Origin of the sequence: Amycolatopsis mediterranei, assembly GCF_026017845.1 — a bacterium.
GTDB lineage: Bacteria > Actinomycetota > Actinomycetes > Mycobacteriales > Pseudonocardiaceae > Amycolatopsis > Amycolatopsis mediterranei.
Map to the genome: position 1 here is coordinate 5,334,057 of NZ_CP100416.1, position 17,210 is coordinate 5,351,266.

General features: G+C 72.4%; 11 protein-coding genes. 4 read left to right on the forward strand and 7 right to left on the reverse strand.

Features of this window, described 5'->3' with window-relative positions:
• Nucleotides 1-232 precede the first annotated feature (232 nt).
• Nucleotides 233-2,458, forward strand: coding sequence for a glycoside hydrolase family 15 protein (locus tag ISP_RS23975; protein WP_013226430.1), 2,226 nt, complete (start codon nucleotides 233-235; stop codon nucleotides 2,456-2,458).
• Between the two features lie 62 nt (nucleotides 2,459-2,520).
• On the opposite strand, the gene ISP_RS23980 is transcribed toward ISP_RS23975, so the two are convergent.
• Nucleotides 2,521-3,390, reverse strand: a complete 870-nt coding sequence (locus ISP_RS23980) for an NAD(+)/NADH kinase (protein WP_013226431.1) — start codon at nucleotides 3,388-3,390, stop codon at nucleotides 2,521-2,523.
• Nucleotides 3,387-4,388, reverse strand: a complete 1,002-nt coding sequence (locus ISP_RS23985; protein WP_013226432.1) for an SPFH domain-containing protein — start codon at nucleotides 4,386-4,388, stop codon at nucleotides 3,387-3,389. Before ISP_RS23985 ends, ISP_RS23980 begins: the two co-directional genes overlap by 4 nt.
• 78 nt (nucleotides 4,389-4,466) lie before the next feature.
• On the opposite strand from ISP_RS23985, the gene ISP_RS23990 reads away from it, so the two are divergent.
• On the forward strand, nucleotides 4,467-5,144 hold the full coding sequence (locus tag ISP_RS23990; RefSeq protein WP_013226433.1) for an NUDIX hydrolase: 678 nt from the start codon (nucleotides 4,467-4,469) through the stop codon (nucleotides 5,142-5,144).
• Between the two features lie 34 nt (nucleotides 5,145-5,178).
• On the opposite strand, the gene ISP_RS23995 is transcribed toward ISP_RS23990, so the two are convergent.
• Entirely contained in the window at nucleotides 5,179-6,324 is a 1,146-nt protein-coding gene (locus ISP_RS23995) for an FAD-dependent monooxygenase (protein ID WP_013226434.1), read from the reverse strand.
• 87 nt (nucleotides 6,325-6,411) lie between these two features.
• Between ISP_RS23995 and ISP_RS24000 the strand changes: the two genes are divergently transcribed.
• A complete protein-coding gene (locus ISP_RS24000) occupies nucleotides 6,412-7,254 on the forward strand; it encodes a TetR family transcriptional regulator (RefSeq protein WP_037374425.1) in 843 nt (280 codons plus the stop codon).
• A 34-nt stretch (nucleotides 7,255-7,288) separates the two neighbouring features.
• Here ISP_RS24000 and ISP_RS24005 read toward each other — a convergent pair whose 3' ends face one another.
• The 3 genes from ISP_RS24005 to ISP_RS24015 all read right to left on the reverse strand — a co-directional run bounded on the left by ISP_RS24005 (nucleotide 7,289) and on the right by ISP_RS24015 (nucleotide 12,731).
• Nucleotides 7,289-10,120: a glycoside hydrolase family 2 TIM barrel-domain containing protein gene (locus ISP_RS24005; RefSeq protein WP_013226436.1), complete on the reverse strand. Its 2,832-nt coding sequence runs from the start codon at nucleotides 10,118-10,120 to the stop codon at nucleotides 7,289-7,291.
• A 114-nt stretch (nucleotides 10,121-10,234) separates the two neighbouring features.
• Nucleotides 10,235-11,206 (reverse strand): LacI family DNA-binding transcriptional regulator, encoded by a 972-nt coding sequence (locus ISP_RS24010; RefSeq protein WP_013226437.1) that lies wholly within the window; start codon nucleotides 11,204-11,206, stop codon nucleotides 10,235-10,237.
• 136 nt (nucleotides 11,207-11,342) lie between these two features.
• Nucleotides 11,343-12,731 (reverse strand): amino acid permease, encoded by a 1,389-nt coding sequence (locus tag ISP_RS24015; protein WP_013226438.1) that lies wholly within the window; start codon nucleotides 12,729-12,731, stop codon nucleotides 11,343-11,345.
• A 145-nt stretch (nucleotides 12,732-12,876) separates the two neighbouring features.
• On the opposite strand from ISP_RS24015, the gene ISP_RS24020 reads away from it, so the two are divergent.
• Nucleotides 12,877-13,782 (forward strand): glutaminase, encoded by a 906-nt coding sequence (locus tag ISP_RS24020; protein ID WP_013226439.1) that lies wholly within the window; start codon nucleotides 12,877-12,879, stop codon nucleotides 13,780-13,782.
• A 1-nt stretch (nucleotide 13,783) separates the two neighbouring features.
• Here the strand turns inward: ISP_RS24020 and ISP_RS24025 are convergent, their stop codons facing one another.
• Nucleotides 13,784-17,197 (reverse strand): DEAD/DEAH box helicase, encoded by a 3,414-nt coding sequence (locus ISP_RS24025; protein WP_013226440.1) that lies wholly within the window; start codon nucleotides 17,195-17,197, stop codon nucleotides 13,784-13,786.
• Nucleotides 17,198-17,210 lie beyond the last annotated feature (13 nt).

Below are 17,210 nucleotides of genomic sequence, written 5' to 3' on the forward strand. Positions count from 1 at the left end.
GAGCGGCAAGGCGGGGTTGCGGAGAGCGGCAAGGCGGGGTTGCGGAGAGCGGCAAGGCGGGGTTGCGGAGAGCGGCACGGCACGGCGGGGGTTGCGGAGAGCGGCAACGGCGGCCGCGAACCTCCCAACAGAATCGATCCAGTCCGATCAGACATTGCCCCGAACCCCAAACACGCCCAATATGTTGCCGCCCACAACATATCCACCCCGACAAAGCCGTCAAAGGGGCCCGATGATCAGCTGGAAAGCACTCCTGGCCTGCACCGGAACAGCAATCCTCCTAGCCGCAGCCCTCCCCGCCACGGCCCTGGCCACCGGCACCGCAACCGACTGCTGCGGAGGCGGAGCCTCCTGGGCAACCGGCAACAAGTCCGCCCTCGGCACCGCCACCACCACGACCAGCCCAGTCTGGTTCACCGTCGCCGACGGCATCACATCCGAGGTCTTCTACCCCCGAGCCGACATCCCCAACTCCCAGGACCGCCAGTTCATCGTCACCGACGGCTCGACGTTCGTCGACCTGGAGCGCGACGCCACGAACCACGTGGTGACCGTGCCCGACGAGAAGGCACTCCAGTACACGATCACGAACACGGCCAAGAGCGGCAAATACCGGATCACCACCGACTACGTCACCGACCCGGCCCGCGCCACACTGGTCACGAACACCCGCTTCCAGTCGCTCGACGGCGGCAGCTACCGGCTCTACCTGCTGGCCAACCCGTCGATGGCGGGCGGCGGCGCGAACGACAACGCCTGGTGGGACTCGACCGGAGCCCTGATGGCGAGCGGAACCGAAACGCTGTTCGGCGGCACGGCCACGACGGTCGTCTCCGCGCTGCGCGTCTCGACCGGCTTCACCGCACACGACAACGGCTACAGCGGCGCGGCCAGCGACTGCCTGGTCGACTTGCGCGCCGACAAGACCTTGACCAACCAGTTCGACGCCGTCTCCGGCACCGGCAACGTCGTCCAGTGTGGACAGATCCCGGTGGGCACCGACACGACCTTCACCGTCGCGCAAGGCTACGGCGACACGACGGCAGCGGCGACGTCCGCCGCAAGCGGCTCGCTGAGCAGCGGGTTCACCGCGGTGGCAAGTTCCTACCGCAGCGGCTGGAACGCGTACGTGAACTCCCTCAAACCCGCTCCGGCCAGCGTTTCCGGAGACACGCAGCGGCGTCGCGCCTACTACGTCGCGGCCATGGCGCTGAAGACCGCCGAAGACAAACAGCACCCCGGCGCGAGCGTCGCAGGCCTCGCCACCCCCTGGGGCAACTTCACGAACGGTGACCAGCTCAACGACGGCTACCACCGCGTCTGGGGCCGCGACCTCTACCAGCAGGCCACCGGGCTCCTGGCCGCGGGCGACAGCGCGCAGGCCAAGCGGATGGCCCAGTTCCTCTGGAACGCGCAGTGGATCGGCAGCCCCACGGCCGGCGACGGCATGACGTACCCGGCGGGGTCCTTCCCGCGCTACAGCCCGGTGTCCGGCGTCGCCGGGGCGAGCGCCCAGCAGCTCGGCTGCTGCGAACAGCTCGACCAGGACGCCGACGCGATCCTGCTGGCCTGGCTGACCGGCCTCACCGACGCCTCGACCTACGCCAAGGTCAAGACGACGGCGAACCACATCGTCGCCACCGGCCCGGACACCACCGAGCGGTGGGAGGAGCAGTACGGCAAGTCGCCGTCTTCGGTGGCCGCGGAGATCGCCGGGCTGATCGCGGCGGGGGCCATCGCGCGGGCGAACGGCGACACGGCGAGCGCGTCGTCGTGGGAGTCCACGGCGGACTCGTGGCGGAACTCCCTGGCCGGCTGGACCGTCACGACGTCCGGCTACTGGGGCGGCCACACCTACTACGAGCGCCTCGACCGCGCCGGCAACCCGAACGACACCGCGACGATCTGCTTCGACGAAGGCTGCTTCTACGAACACGACGTGACCGACTTCGGCTTCCTCGACCTGGTGCGGCTCGGCATCCGCCCGGCCGGGGACGCGACGATCGCCAACTCGGTGGCGCCGACGGCCGCGGCGTCGGACGGCAACTCGGCGCTGCAGGTGACGCTGCCGAACGGCGACGTCTACTTCCACCGGTACCCGCACGACAACTACGGCGAGAGCACCGCGAACTGCAGCGGCTGGCCGGCCGGCGGTGCCCAGCGGTTCGGCCGGCTGTGGCCGGTGCTGTCGGGGGAGCGCGGGCAGTACGAGCTCGCCAACGGCCGCTCCGCCGCGGTCTACCTCAAGTCCATGGCGGACTCGGCCAACGAAGGCTACTTCGTGCCCGAGCAGGTCTGGGACCGCGCGGACGTCGGCTGCTTCGGCCTCGGCCGGCCGACCGGCAGCGCGGGCCCGCTGATGTGGGCCGAGGGCCAGTACCTGCGGCTGGCGCAGAGCATGGACGCGGGCCACAACCTCGACACGCCCTCGATCGTCAAGGCCCGCTACGGCACCTGACACGCCCTCTCGGCGTGTCGTCCCTCCAATCACGCGTGTCGTCCGTTCAAGCACGCGTTCCGTCACCGCACCAGGCGGACGGTCTTCGCCGCCGGGGCGAAGGTCGCCGTCTGGCCGCGGGTGAGGGCGACCGTGTCGGCCTCGAGCCCGTCGCCGAACGCGACCAGGCGGTCGGATTCGACCTCGACCGTCAGCGGCGCCTGCGTCAGGTCGCCCTCGGTGCAGGTGGTCCCGGTCGACGGCGACGGCCACGCCTCCCGCACGAACCAGACCAGCCGGGCCTCGCCGGGGGACGGCAGGGGCAGCCCGCTGCGGCGTTCCCGCCACACCGAGCCGCACCAGCCGGTGGCCCCGGTGCCCGTCCCGACCAGGATTCCCGACGACGCCTGGCGTTCCGCCCGCCCGCCACCGACCCCCAGCCGGTAGCGGGCCGTCTGGTGCCCGGCGTGCCCGAGGTAGATCTCGTTGAGGGCGAGCAGCCGCTGGCCGTCGTCCGCGGTGAGCTCGGCCATCGTCCGGTGCTCGACGTCGTTCGCGGACCGCACCAGGTCCGCGAACGCCTCGACCGGGTGCTTGACCAGGACACCCGGCTCGCCGGGCGCCACGCCGATCACCGGCTGGCCGTCGAGGTACTTGGCCACGTTGGCGACCAGGCCGTCCTGCCCGACCACCACGACGACGTCCTCCGGGGTGAACAGGAACCGGTCGAGGTCCGCGCGTTCGACCTCGCCGCGGCGCCAGTCCAGCGGGATGGCGGCACTGGCCGCGGTGAGGGCGGCGCGCACGGCCGCGTCCGCTGCGGTGACCTCGGCGAGGTCGCGGCCGCGGGTGCGCAGGAAGAACTCGGCCTGGCCGCGGGTGCCGTGGCGGGCGACGAGCTCGGCCAGCTCGGTGCGGCGGTGGACGAGCACGACCCGCGGGGCGAGGCTCACGAGCGCACACCCAGCTTCGTCAGCAGCGGCGTGAGCAGGTCCGGGGTGAGCACGAGGCTGTCGATCTGCGGCAGGTTCCCCGCGAGCTCCTTCAGCGCCAGCCCGGTCAGCACGCCCTCGGGCAGGTCGCGGTACGCCGCCAGCCGGGCTGCTTCACCGGCCGCTTCCGCCTCGCCGAGCGCTCGCTTCCCTTCGGCCTGCACCTGCGTGAGCCGCTGCTCGCGCGAAGCCCGCGCCTCCGTCTCGATCCGGTTCGCCGCCGCGGCTTCTTCGGCCTGGCGCCGGGCGTTCGCGCCGCGCTGGGCGAGCAGCTGCTCCTCCCGGCGGGCCAGCTCGATCTGGCTCTGCAGCTCGTTTTCGCTGATCGCGCGTTCACGTTCGACGGCGAGCGCGCGCCGCTGGAAGGTCGCGCGGTCGGCCTCCTGCTGCACCTTCTCCCGCGCGGTCGTCTGGAGCGCCTTCTCGACCTCCGGCTCGGCCCGGATCGCGACGACCCGGACGTCGATCACCGCCGAACCGGTCTGCGCGAGCCGCGTGTCCTCTTCGGCCAGGCCCGCGCGGATCCGGTCGCGGACCGCGCGGACGCCGTCGACGAGGGCTTGTTCGAGCGGGGTGCGGGTCAGCACCTCGACCGCGTACTGCTGGACGTTTTCCGTCAGCAGCCCGCTGATCTGGGCCAGGGGGTCGCTTCGCCAGCGGCCGGTGTCCGGGTCGATGGAGAAGTCGATGCGCTGCGCGGCCAGCGCCGGGTCCTCGATCCGGAAGGTGAGGGCGAGCTGGACGGTGACGTCCTGGTAGTCGGCCGTGCGGGCGTGGAACAGCAGCGGCAGTTCGCGGTCGTCGACCGGGACTTCCGAGACGACGGCCGTCAGCGGCCGGTACCAGAACGACAGCCCGAGGCCGTCGTGCGCGAGCTTGCCGCGGCGGTAGTGGCGGATGTGCACGGTGGGCGCACCGCGCAGGTGCCGGAACCCGAACCTGCGGTTGATGTCGGCCATGGAGCCCTCCTCTTATCGTCGTGGTGACGATATGGGGTCGGCTCGCTAATCGTCAAGCTGACGATTAGGGTGGGTGGCATGGGTCACCCACCGTTCGCCGTCACCGTGGACCTCGTCGTGCTCACCTTGACCGGGGACGAGCTGTGCGCGCTGCTGGTGCGCCGGGGAGTGGAGCCGTACCTCGGCGAGTGGGCGCTGCCGGGCGGGTTCGTCCGGGCGGACGAGGACCTGGCGGACGCGGCGCGGCGCGAGCTGGCGGAGGAGACGGGGCTGGCGCCGGGGACCGTCCACATCGAACAGCTGGCGGGCTACGGCGCCCCGGATCGCGACCCGCGGATGCGGGTGGTGACGGTGGCGTACCTGGCGCTGGCGCCGGACCTGCCGGTCCCGCGCGCGGGCACGGACGCGGCGGAGGCCCGCTGGGCACCGGTGCGCACACTGCGGGCCGAGCGCCTGGCGTTCGACCACGACCGCATCCTGGCCGACGGCGTCGAGCGCGCCCGCGCGAAACTGGAGTATTCCCCGCTGGCGACGGCGTTCTGCGCGCCGGAGTTCACGGTCGCGGAGCTGCGCCGGGTGTACGAACTGGTCTGGGACACCCGGCTCGACCCCCGCAACTTCCACCGCAAGGTGACGGGCACGGACGGCCTGCTGGAGCCGACGGGCCGGACGACCACCCGCGACGGCGGCCGCCCGGCCCGGCTCTACCGGCGGGGTGCGGCGGAAGTGCTGTACCCGCCGATGTTGCGGAGCTGACGTCGCGGCCCGCCGTACCGCACCGATCCGACGCTCATGCCGCCCGGGCGGGAACCAGCCGGCGGACCGCCGAGACGATCGGCAGCAGGCGGGTGCCGAAGTTGCGGGCCACCAGGCCGCCGCGGGTCGCCGGGATCACCATCGCTGCCGCCGTCGACACCGCCCGCTGCTTCGGCTCCACCAGCTTCCGGTGCGCCGTCTCGTACCGCCGGAACGCCGCCGCCGGGTCTTCCGGGGTCCGGCCGAGTTCTTCCGCCAGCGTGTGTGCGCCCGCCATGGCCAGCGTCGAGCCGTCGCCGAACAGGGACACGCACGAGGCCGCGTCACCCGCCAGTGCGATCCGGCCCGTGCTCCAGCGGTCCATCCGGACGCGGCTCACCGAGTCGAAGTACAGGTCGTCCGCCGTGCGCACCTGCTCCAGCAGCTCCGGGACCCGCCAGCCCGCGCCCTCGTAGGCCTGCGCGAGCATGCGCCGGTGCAGCGCCGTGTCCCGGTGGTCGAACCCGGGCACGGCGTCGCCGCGGAACATGAACGCCGCGATGCCGTGGCCGCGGGACGGGTGGATCGCCACCGCCCGGCCGGGCGAGTTGTACATCTCGATCGCGGTCGCGGCGGACGGCGGCCCGGCCAGTGGCAGCGTTGCGATGTAGACACCCACGTGCTCCACGAACGCCTGCTCCGGGCCGAACGCCAGCCGGCGGACCGCCGAGTGCAGGCCGTCGGCGCCGATCACCAGGTCGAAGCGCCGCGGGGTGCCGCGTTCGAACGTGACGTCGACGCCGCCCGCGTCTTCGTGCAGTTCGGTGATCGAATCGTGGAAGACGAACTCGGCGTGTTCGCGCGCCGCGTCGTGGAGGATCGCGGCGAGGTCGGTGCGGGGGAGTTCGATGTCGCCGTCCGTGCCGAGCAGCCGCATCGGGATCCGGCCGGTTCGCCGCCCCGCGTCGTCGACGAAGTTCAGCGCTGTCGCGCTCGTGCTCGCTTCGCGCAGCTTCGCGGTGATGCCCATCCGGTCAGCGACGCGCGAGGCCGGCCCGCGGACGTCCACCGGGCTCCCGCTCGAGCGCAGGCCGGCGGCGCGTTCCACCACGGTGGGGCGGTAGCCGGCGCGGGCCAGCCAGTACGCCAGGGTCGGCCCGGCGACGCCGGCCCCGGAAATCAGCACGGTCGGTTCGGTCATGGTGTGCCCCCATCTCGGTCCTGACCATCGGTCAGTCACGACCGTACTCTCCTGTCCATCGGTCAGGCAAGGGACTAGGCTGGGCCGATGACGGACGACACCCGGGCGAAGATCCTGCGCGCGGCGCTGGAGGAGTTTTCGGCGCGCGGTTTCCACGAGACGTCGGTGCGGGAGCTGGCCGAGCGGGTCGGCGTGACGAAGACCGCGGTGCTCTACCACTTTCCGGGCAAGGCGGACATCGTCACGGCGCTGGCCGAGCCGATGCTGGCCGACTTCGAGGCCGCGCTGGCGCAGGCGGCGGAGGCGTCCGACACCCGCCGGGCGGCCGTCGAGGGGCTGCTGGAGGTCTGGCTGACCCATCGGTACCTGCTGCGGATGAACCTGCGCGACCTCGGCCTGACCGCCTCGGAGGTGGTGTTCGAGCGCTTCCGCGACGGCATGCTCCGGGCGAACGGCCTGGTCGCGGGGCCGGACGCGGACTTCGCGGACCGGGTCCGCGCGGCACAGGCGATCGCCATGTTGAGCGACCCGGTGGTCCTCTTCGCGGAGGCTTCGCAGGCCGAACTGCGTGCGGCCATCCTGGACGGCGTGGACCGGCTGTTCACGGCGGCGGGAGGGGAGGGGAGTGGTCGCGGCGAGCCGGGAGCGAGCACGATCCGGACCGCCTCGGCAGTGGACGACAGCGAACCGCCGGAGGGGCGCGAGTCCGGTGTGGCCGCAGAGCGAAACTCCCACCTCGGCGCGCCGGCCGCGGCCGGAATCACCCCAGCCGCACGCAAGAGCCGCCGCGGCCGGCCGCCCGCCATGAAACCCGAAGTGATCGAGGCCGCCCGGCGCCTCTACGACGCCGGGCGCGCTCCCGCCGACATCGCGACCGCGCTCGGGGTCTCCCGGGCGACGATCTACCGCCACCTGCCGGTCGCCGATTAATGAGACGACTTATGAGAATTTTTGAGACGGGCCGCTAGGCCGCCGGGCGGAACCACAACGTGAACTCGGTCTTCTGCGCCACCAGCCGGTACCGCGGCAGCACCCCCGGCCCGCACGACGCCGTCCCGAGGCCGTGCTGGGCCACGTCCAGCGTCAGGTGCACCAGCTCACCCGGCACCAAGTCGTCGGTGTGCCGGGCCTCCTCCAGCGCCGCCGCGGTCCAGCGGCGGGCCGTGAAGTCGAAGACCGGTTCGCCGTCCACCCGGATGCCCGTGCCGTCCGGGGCCGTCAGCCGCGCCCAGCGGACCGCCGTGCGGTTGCCGTTCTCCTGCGGGAACACGTACGGCGTCTGCAGGCCGTCGACGCTGCTGGAAAACCGGCCGATCCGCGCCGCCTGGCGGCTGTCCGGGTACGCCTCGCCCGGGCCGCCGCCGAACCACTCCGCCGAGCCGAGCGCGCCCGGGATCGCCATCGCCAGCCCGAGCCGGGGGAGGGTGCCGGGGAACTCGCCGTCCGGGGTCACCTCGACGCGCAGCCGCAGGCGGTCGCCGAACGCCGTCCACGTGTAGTCGGCGAACAGCCCGAACGGCTGGGCCGGCGGGGCGACCCGGGTGCGCACCACCAGCTCCTCGCCGTCGGCGTCGACCGTGATCACGCGGTGCTGCATCCGGTGCAGCCCGGCCTCGCGCCACTGGTCGGCGGCCGGCCGCCCGGCGAACGTGCCGCGGTCGTTGTCGGTCGTCGCGCGCCACACGTCGAGCCGCGGCCCGTGGACGATGTGCCCGCCGAGGGTCGCCAACCTGCCCGTCACCGGGTCGAACTCGCCGACGCCCAGCACCAGCCGTCCGCCGGTGCGGAACACCGGCCCGCGCGAAGGGAGCGGCGCCGCGGCGGGGGCCGCCGACACCGCGAGCTGTCCCCAGCCGACGACGTGCCCGGCCGGCGCCCACGCCGTCGCCGCGGTCAGCGACGCCGACACGGTCAACCACGACTCACCTCTCGTCGCGGGCAGCCCGGGCAGCGGGACCGAAGTGCTCTGTCCGGAATGGACAGCAGGCACGTCGAGGACGCCGTGGGCGACCGCGGTTCCTTCCTCCTCCAGCACCCAGGTGAACGTGAGGTGCCCGGTGCTGACGAAGTCGTAGTGGTTGCTGACCCGGATCCCGGTTGCGTCCGCGTCGATCCGGACCGGCTCGATGACCTTCGCGAACTCGACCAGCCCCGGTGACGGCGTCCGGTCGGGGAAGAGCAGGCCGTCGATGACGAAGTTGCCGTCGTGGATCGGTTCGCCGAAGTCGCCGCCGTAGGCGAAGTGCCCCTCGGCGGCGAGCCCGTGGTCGATCCACTCCCAGAGGAACCCGCCCTGGCAGTTCGGGTACCGCTCGAACAGCTCGCGGTACTCGAGCAGGCCGCCCGGGCCGTTGCCCATCGCGTGCCCGTATTCGCACTGCAGGAACGGCAGGTCCCGCCGGCGCTCGTTGGCGTCTTCCCGGCGGCCGATCCGCTCGACGTCCTCGTGCGTGGCGTACATCCGGCTGTGCACGTCGACGTACGCGCACTCGTGGTCGCCTTCGTAGTGCACCGGCCGCGTCGGGTCGCGGTGGCGCACCCACTCGGCCATCCGCGCCAGGTTCTCGCCGGTGTGGCTTTCGTTGCCCAGCGACCAGAGGATCACGCTGGGCCGGTTCTTGTCCCGCTCCACCGTGCGCCGCATCCGGTCGAGGTACGCCTCGGCCCAGATCGGGTCGCCGCTGGGGTTGCCGGCCCAGCCCAGCGGCTCGAAGCCGTGCGTCTCCAGGTCGCACTCGTCGATCACCCACAGGCCGTGGGTGTCGCAGAGCTCGAGGAACGCCGGGTCGGGCGGGTAGTGGCTGGTCCGGACCGCGTTGACGTTGTGCCGCTTCATCAGCAGCACGTCGGCCAGTGCCGTCTCCGGCGACACCACGCGCCCGGTGCGCGGGTCGTGCTCGTGGCGGTTCACCCCGCGCAGCATCAGCGGACGGCCGTTGACCTTGAGCCGGCCGTCCTCGATGTGCACCGTCCGGAACCCGATCCGCACCGGCACCCGCTCGGCCGCGGTGGCCAGCGTGCCTTCGTACAGCCGCGGGGTCTCGGCGCTCCACGGCTCGACCGGCAGCTCCAGCGCCTCCCCGGCCGGGTGCGCGGAGACGCCCAGCTCGGGAATGTCCAGCACGACGTCCGGGCCGGTTTCGACCCGGACCGTGCCGAGGCCGGTGGTGTGGTCGTAATCGGCGCGCACCCAGTAGTCGCCGATGCCGCCGTCCGGGCGGGCGAGGAGGGTGACGGCGCGGAAGATGCCGGACAGCCACCACATGTCCTGGTCTTCGAGGTAGCTGCCCGCCGACCACTGGTGCACCCGCACCACGAGGACGTTCCCGGCCGGCCGCAGCAGCGGCCCGACCTCGAACTCCGACGGCAGCCTGCTGCCCTGAGTGACGCCGAGTTCGGTGCCGTTGAGCCAGATCCGGCCGCACGAGTCGATGCCGTCGAAGCGCAGCACCGCGGACCCGGCGGGCCAGCCGGCGGGCAGGTCGAACCGCAGCCGGTGGTCGCCGGTCGGGTTGTCCGACGGCACGTGCGGCGGGTCGACCGGGAACGGGTAGCGCACGTTCGTGTAGGCCGGCCGCCCGTGGCCGTGCAGCTGCCACAGCGACGGCACCGGCAGCTCGTCCCACGCCGAGTCGTCGAACTCCCCGGCTTCGATCCCCGCCGGCGCGGCCGCGAGGCTCGGCGACAGCCGGAACCGCCACGTGCCGTTCAGCGACAGCGTGGGCGCGTCGGAGGTGAAGGCCGCGCGCGGCGGAAGCGCACCGCGGCCGGGGCCGGGGTCTTCGAGGTACGACATGAGGTCCTTTCCGCGCTGGGCACGCCGGGCTCGCGATGCTGTCCGAGAACGTTCCCGTGAACGTTCACGGACCGCTCCGAAGTGTGCTTCGCGGCGGGACCGGGTGTCAAGGGATCAGGCGGATTCGCGCAGGTGGAGCCGGGCGCGGACGATCAGCTCGGCGGGTTCGAGGGGCACCGCGCCGGTGACCAGGCGGGCGGCCTGCTCGACGGCCAGCGCGCCGACCGCGCGCGTGTCGATGGCGACGCTCGAGAGCTCCGGCTCGACCAGGGTGCCAAGGGCGAGCCCGTCGAACCCGATCACGGCGAGGTCGGCGGGCACGCGCAGGCCGAACCGGCGGGCCTCGCGCAGCGCGCCGATGGCCATCACGTCGTTGAAGGCGAACAGCGCGGTGACGTCGGGATGCGCGGCGAGCAAGGCGGCCAGTGCCGCACCGCCGCCCTCGACGGTCTGGGCGCCGGTGGTGATCCAGCCCGGGTGCACCGAGACCCCGCACTCCGCGGCCGCCCGCAGGAACCACTGACGGCGGACGCTCGGAGCGGGGTTCCCGTCGAGCATGCCGATCCGCCGGTGCCCGCGCGAGACGAGGTGGGCGACGGCCTCGCGGACGCCGTCCTCCCCGTCGATCCCGATGCCGCTGAACCGCGGGGTGTGCGGCTCGCGGCCGATCAGGACGACCGGGATCCCGGCGGTGAGGCGGTCGAGGTCCTCGTCGGACCGGCCGAAGTAACCGGTGACCGCGTCGACCTGGGTGCCGATCACCCGGAGCGTGGCCAGTTCCTGCTCGGGGTCGTCGGCGGTGTCGTGCACGACGACGTGCCAGCCGCGGGCCCGGGCCGCCTCCAGCGCGCCGGAGGCGACCTCGGTGAAGAAGGGGTTGAGCAGGTCCGGCACGACGAGGCCGATCGTGGTGGTGTCCGGCCGGACCAGGCCGCGGGCGAAGCGGCTGGGGCGGTACCCGAGCTCGCGGACGGCGTCGAGGACGCGCTGCTTGGTCGAGCCGTCGATCTCGCCCTTGTCGTTCAGCGCTCGCGACACCGTCTGCCGGGAGACCCCGGCCGAGCGGGCGACGTCGTGGATCGTCACCCGCCGGGGTTCCGTGCTGCTCGAAGACACCCGTCGAGTATGCCCGCCCAGCCCCAGCGCGCATGCAGTGAATGACTCATTCCTGGCATCGGACGTCAGGAATGAGTCATTCACTGCATGCAGGTGGCCGGGGGCGCTACCCGAGCGGGGTGCGTTCGCGGCGCTTCACGAAGCGCCAGCCCACCGCCAAGACCACCGCGAGCACCGGGATCGAAGAGAACGCGATCTTCTCGGCACCGTCGGAGAAGCCCATCAGCACCACCACCAGGACCAGGAACGCGAGCGTCGCCCAGCCGCTGTAGGGCGCCCACGGCATCCGGTACGACGGGCGCTCCAGCTCGCCCCGCAAGGCGGCCTGGCGCAGCCGCAGCTGGCAGAAGATCAGCGTCGCCCAGGTGCTGATCACGCCGAGGGACGCGATCGCGATGGCGATGTCGAACGCCTCCTTCGGCACCAGGTAGTTCAGCACCACACCCAGCACGTACGCCACCGACGTGAACAGGATGCCGCCGTAGGGCACCTGACGGCTGCTCATCCGGCTGACGAACGAGGGTGCTTCGCCCTTTTCGGCCAGCGAGCGCAGGATCCGGCCCGTCGAATAGAGGCCGGAGTTGACGCTGGACAGCGCCGCGGTCAGCACCACCGCGTTCATCACGTCGCCGATGCCCGGGATGCCGAGCCGGCTGAACACGGTGACGAACGGGCTCTCGTCGCCGCTGTAGAACGGCCACGGCAGCAGCATCGCCAGCAGCAGCACCGAGCCGACGTAGAACACGCCGATCCGCCAGACCACGCCGTTGATCGCCTTCGGCAGCACCTTGCGCGCGTCCTTGGTCTCCCCGGCCGCGATGCCGACGACCTCGATGGCCGAGTAGGCGAAGATGACCGCCTGCAACGTCATCAGCGCGATGCCGATGCCGGCCGGGAACAGTCCACTGTGTCCGGTCAGGTTGGACACGCCGGCGGGCGTGCCGCCGATGTCGGCGCTCGTCAGCACCAGACCCGCGCCGGTGACCAGGAAGACGACGATGGCCAGCACCTTGACCACCGAGAACCAGAACTCCAGCTCGCCGAACACCTTGACCGACAGCAGGTTCACCGCCAGCAGCACGCCGAGGGCGATCAGCGCGGTGATCCACTGCGGCACGTCCGGCAGCCACTTGTGGACGTAGATGGCGACCGCGGTGATCTCGGCGATCCCGGTCATCGCCCAGTTCAGCCAGTACATCCAGCCGGAGGCGAAGCCGGCCCACGGCCCGATGAACTTCCGCGCGTAGGTGACGAAGCTGCCGGAGCTGGGCTCGTGCAGGACGAGTTCGCCGAGCGCGCGCATCACGAAGTAGGCGGCCACCCCGCAGATCGCGTAGGAGAAGATCAGCGACGGGCCGACCTGGTGGAGCTTGCCGCCGGCGCCGAGGAACAGCCCGACGCCGATCGCACCGCCGATGGCGATCATCTGCACTTGGCGGTTGCCCAGCGCTTTCGAGTAGCTTTCACCGTTTTCGGTGAGCAGCGAGGAATCCATGGTTATCGGACGCTAGAGCCGTGTGCGGCGGGTCACCAAGCAGGCTAAGGAAGACTTAAGGTGTGCCGGAAATCACGATGGAGACCGGTTCCGAGTTGACCGGGCCGCGTGCCGTCCGGCCGGGAGAGCCTTCTACGCTACGGCCGTGGACCTCGCGGCGCTGCTGGACCGGATAGCCGACGACGTCGCGCCCGAGGTCGGCCGCGGCGCCGTCGCTGACTACATTCCCGCGCTGGCCAGGGTGGCGCCGGGGCGGTTCGGCATGGCGGTGGCCGAAGTGGACGGTGCGGTGCACGGCGTCGGCGACTGGGAGCACCCGTTCTCCGTGCAGAGCATGTCCAAAGTGTTCACCCTCGCGCTGACCCTTTCCCGCGGCGACGACGTGTGGGCGCGGGTCGGCCGCGAACCGTCGGGTGATCCGTTCAATTCGCTGGTGCAGCTCGAACACGAGGACGGCATTCCGCGCAACCCGTTCATCAATGCGGGCGCGCTGGTGGTGACCGACGAACTCGCCCGCCACGGCGACGCGGTGGACGCGCTGCTCGCCTTCCTCCGGCAGGAGAGCGGCCGTGCGGGGATCGCCGTGGATCCCGAGGTGGCGGCGTCGGAGGCGGGGCACGCCGACCGCAACCGCGCCCTCGCGTACTTCATGGCGTCCTACGGCAACATGCGCCACCCGGTGCCGTCGGTGCTGGACCAGTACGTCCGCCAGTGTTCGATCGCGATGAGCTGCGCCGACGTCGCCCGGTCGGCGTTGTTCCTGGCCCGCCACGGCGTCCGCAACGACGGCTCGCGGCTGCTCGGGCTGAGCGCGGCGAAGCGGATCAACGCGGTGATGCTGACGTGCGGCACGTACGACGCGGCGGGCGAGTTCGCCTACCGCGTCGGCCTCCCGGGCAAGAGCGGCGTGGGCGGCGGCGTCCTGGCGATCGTCCCGGGCCGGTGCGCGGTCTGCGTGTGGAGCCCCGGGCTGGACGCGCGCGGCAACTCCGTGGCCGGTGTGGCGGCCCTGGACCGGTTCACGACGCTGACCGGCTGGTCGATCTTCTGAGTCAGCGCCGGCCGTTCTCCGGATCGGCGACGGCGGCCATTCCGTTCCGGACGGGCAGGGCCGCGGCCAGCGTGTCGAAGTACCGCTGGTCCTGCCAGCGGCGCCGGTCACCGATGACGTAGAGCCGGCGCTTCGCCCGTGACACCGCGACGTTGAGCAGGTTGGGCTTGGCCGCGCCCCACCGGCGCGCGCCGTCCTTGGCCGGGTCGCTGCCGAGCACGATCACGACCACGTCGGCTTCCTGACCCTGCACGGTGTGGACCGTGCCCACCTCGACCGCGGCCGGCCCGCGGCCGGCTTTCTGCCGGACGACGCGCTGAGCACCTCGGACCACGTTCACGAACGGGCTGACCACCCGGATGGCGCCGGGTTCGATGCCGAGGCCGGCGAGCTCGTCGAGCAGCAGCCCGAGTTCGTGTCCTTCGGCCGGTACCCAATTCCCTTCGGAGCGGGTCGCCGGGACGTCGATCCACTCGTCACGGCCGGGGTGGGGAGGACGCTCGGCCGTGCCGTAGACCATGAGCTCGCCGCCGTAGGCGATGCGGTTGGAGATCTCGAACATCAGCCGGTCGCACCGGCGGTGTACGCGAAGCGGTGCGCCCACCCAGGTCGATCCCTCACCGATCGGATCGGGCAGGGCGGTTCCGAACCGGTTGAGCCGGTCGGCGACCCGCTGCGCCGAAGTCGCGTCCGGCAACCATTCCTCGGCGACCCGATAGCGCTTGAGCAGGGCTGCCTGCGCGGTGGACGGCAGCGTCACGATCGGTTCCAGCTGCTGCGGATCACCGACCAGCACGGACCGCCGGGCCCGCCAGATACCGCCGGCCGTCTGCTGGGGCGTGGCCTGCCCCGCTTCGTCGATGAACAGCCACCCCAGCGCTTCGGGACCGAGCCGGCCGAACAGCCGCGGAAGGGACGCGAAGGTCGTCGAAATGACCGGCACCACCAGGAACAGCGTCTGCCAGACCGCGAGCAGCGTTTCGTCCCGGAGCTTCGGATTCCCGCCGAGCACCGCTGCGGCCGTGGTGAGGTTGTCGCGCATCGGCGCGCCCGCCCCCAGCACGAAGGCCTTGTGCAGCCGGAGCGCTTCGAGCGTGACCCGGTTGCGGGCGGCGGTGAACTCCGGGTCGGCCCAGGGCGCGCACAGCTGGAAGGCGTCGTCGCCGGCGAATGCCGCGGGATCGGGGACGTGGCCGGGCCAGCGGCTGTGCGCGCTGGCGATGACCGAGGTGACTTTGCCCAGCTCGTACCGGGCCCGATCCAGCCGGACGGCGGCCTCACGGAGCCGCGCGTCGAGGGCCGAACCCTCGGCGGCCAGGGTGCCCAGCGCAGCCGACCACTGGTCCAGCACCTGCGCCGCGTGGTCACGCTGACGGCGGAGCCGATCGTGTTCCGCGTGCCACGCGCGGCCGGCCCGGAACAGCGTCGAGAGCGAGACCCAGAACCCGGGCTTGTCCGCGCGGTGGTCGCGGTGGACCGCCGTGGCGTGCTGCAGCGCTGCCGCGGCGGCTGCGTGTCCGCGCCGCGCTTCCGCGACGCGCTGGCCCAAGGCCGCCTGCTGGTGCTGTACCTGCGCCAAGGCCGCTTCGGCCTCGCGCAGGCCGCTTTCCAGGACGGGGCGATCGATCAGGGCCCGCGCGACCTGCTCGCGTTCGGCGGCCAGGCGCGTGCTCGTTGCCTCGGCGTCGCGGAAACGCCGGACCGCCGTCGCCCAGTCGTCCACCGAGCCGGGCTCGTCGCGGGCCGCTCGCAAGATCCGCCGCATGCCCGGGATGCCCGGGTCGCCCGGCTTCGCGGGTTCCTGGCCCCACCAGAAGCGCTGGGCGAATTGGCCGCAGTTCTTGCGGTTGCCCAGCGTGGCGGCGAGCAGGCCCCACGCCGGCTTGTCGAGCACGTGCGTGGCCGGCCCGCGGAAGTAGTCGACGGCGACCGCGGCCTCTTCGGCGCCGCTGACCGCCTCGACGCCGGGAATCTCCGCCGTGACGTTCGCGGCCGCCTTGTTCCCGGAGGTGGCCACGAGGATCTCCGCGCCGGTCACGGCGGGCGAGAGGGCCCGGACGGACGCCGAGTACCGCTCGGAGATCTTGACCCGCTCGAGCGCGTCGGAGAAGGCATCGGCGGGCGCGGACAGCCCCGCGAGCGCCTGGGCACGCTGTACCAGGACGGCGGCGATCACGTCCCGCAGCAAGGTGGTCTTGCCGGTACCGGGCGGGCCGTTGACGGCGAACAGCCCGTCGGCGGGGCCGAGCTGGACCATGATCCGGTCGACCGCGAACTGCTGGCTGAGCACCAGTGGCCGCGCCGGGTCGCCGGGCCAGCGGCCGAGTGGCAGCCGGGCGGGTTCGACCCCGGCGAGCACGGCCTGGGGTGTGGTGCGGACGTCGACCCGGTCGCCGACCGGCACCGCGCCGGCGTCGGAAAGGAAGCCGCGGAGGCCGGTGCCTACTTCGCCGGCACGCACGGCCTTGGCGATCCTGGCGAGGTCGGCCCCGTGGAAGCTGTTGAGGAACGTGCTGTCACCGGCGTCGGCGGCGTCCCGGACCCGCACCTTCGAACAGTGGACGCGGATGCCCCGGGGATCGAGCGCGTCGGTGATGCCCAGTGCCTCGGCCAGCTCCGCGGTGAACTCGTGCAGCGCATCCGCGGTGAGCTCGAAACGCGGCGTGCGGGCAGCGGTCCCCGGCCCCGCCGTCTTCTTCTTCGGGGTCAGCAGCTTCTCGGCGAAGGTTCCGGCCACCGCTCCGGCGATGCCGCCGACGAGCGGGCCGGCCAGCGAGGTGACTGCGGTGGCCGCGGCCGTGGTGACCGCCGCACCCGTCGCCTTGGCCCCGGCTCCGGCCGCTTCGCGCGCTGCCTCCTTCGCGTGCTCGCCCAGTTCGTGCACGACCTTGCCCGCCGTGGCCCCGCCCCGGGTTTCGCGGGAGGGCGGTGCGAGCCGGTCCAAGCCGTCGGCGAAGCCGCGCTCTTCGGCTTCGAACCCGTCGAGCCAGTCGGCGTCCGGGCCCTCCCGGCTCAGCCGGCCCAGGGCGAAGGCGCAGGCGGAGAGGGCGCCGGAGCCCTCGACCAGGAAGCCGTCGGCGGCCACCGTGAACGCGAACAGGGCCGCCTGGCCGGAACTGCGTCCGTCCGGAGGGGTGGCGTCGTGGCCGAACGCCCGCGCCAGCGTGTCGTGGATCGCCGTCAGTTCGTACAGGCCGCCGTAGACCGTGAACTGCCACGCCAGTGTCGCCGGCAGCGGACGTGCCGTGAGCGGGTGACCGTCTGACCACGGCGTCTGCTCCCGCGGGTCGAGGTCGAACACGAGCTGGTCGGCGCGCGGGCCACCGCGCCGGTCGAGCTTGGGCGCGGTGGCCGGGCTGAGTGTTTCGACGGCACGCCAGAACTCCACCGTGCGCGCCCGGTCGTCCCCCTGCATGAGCCCCCTCAGG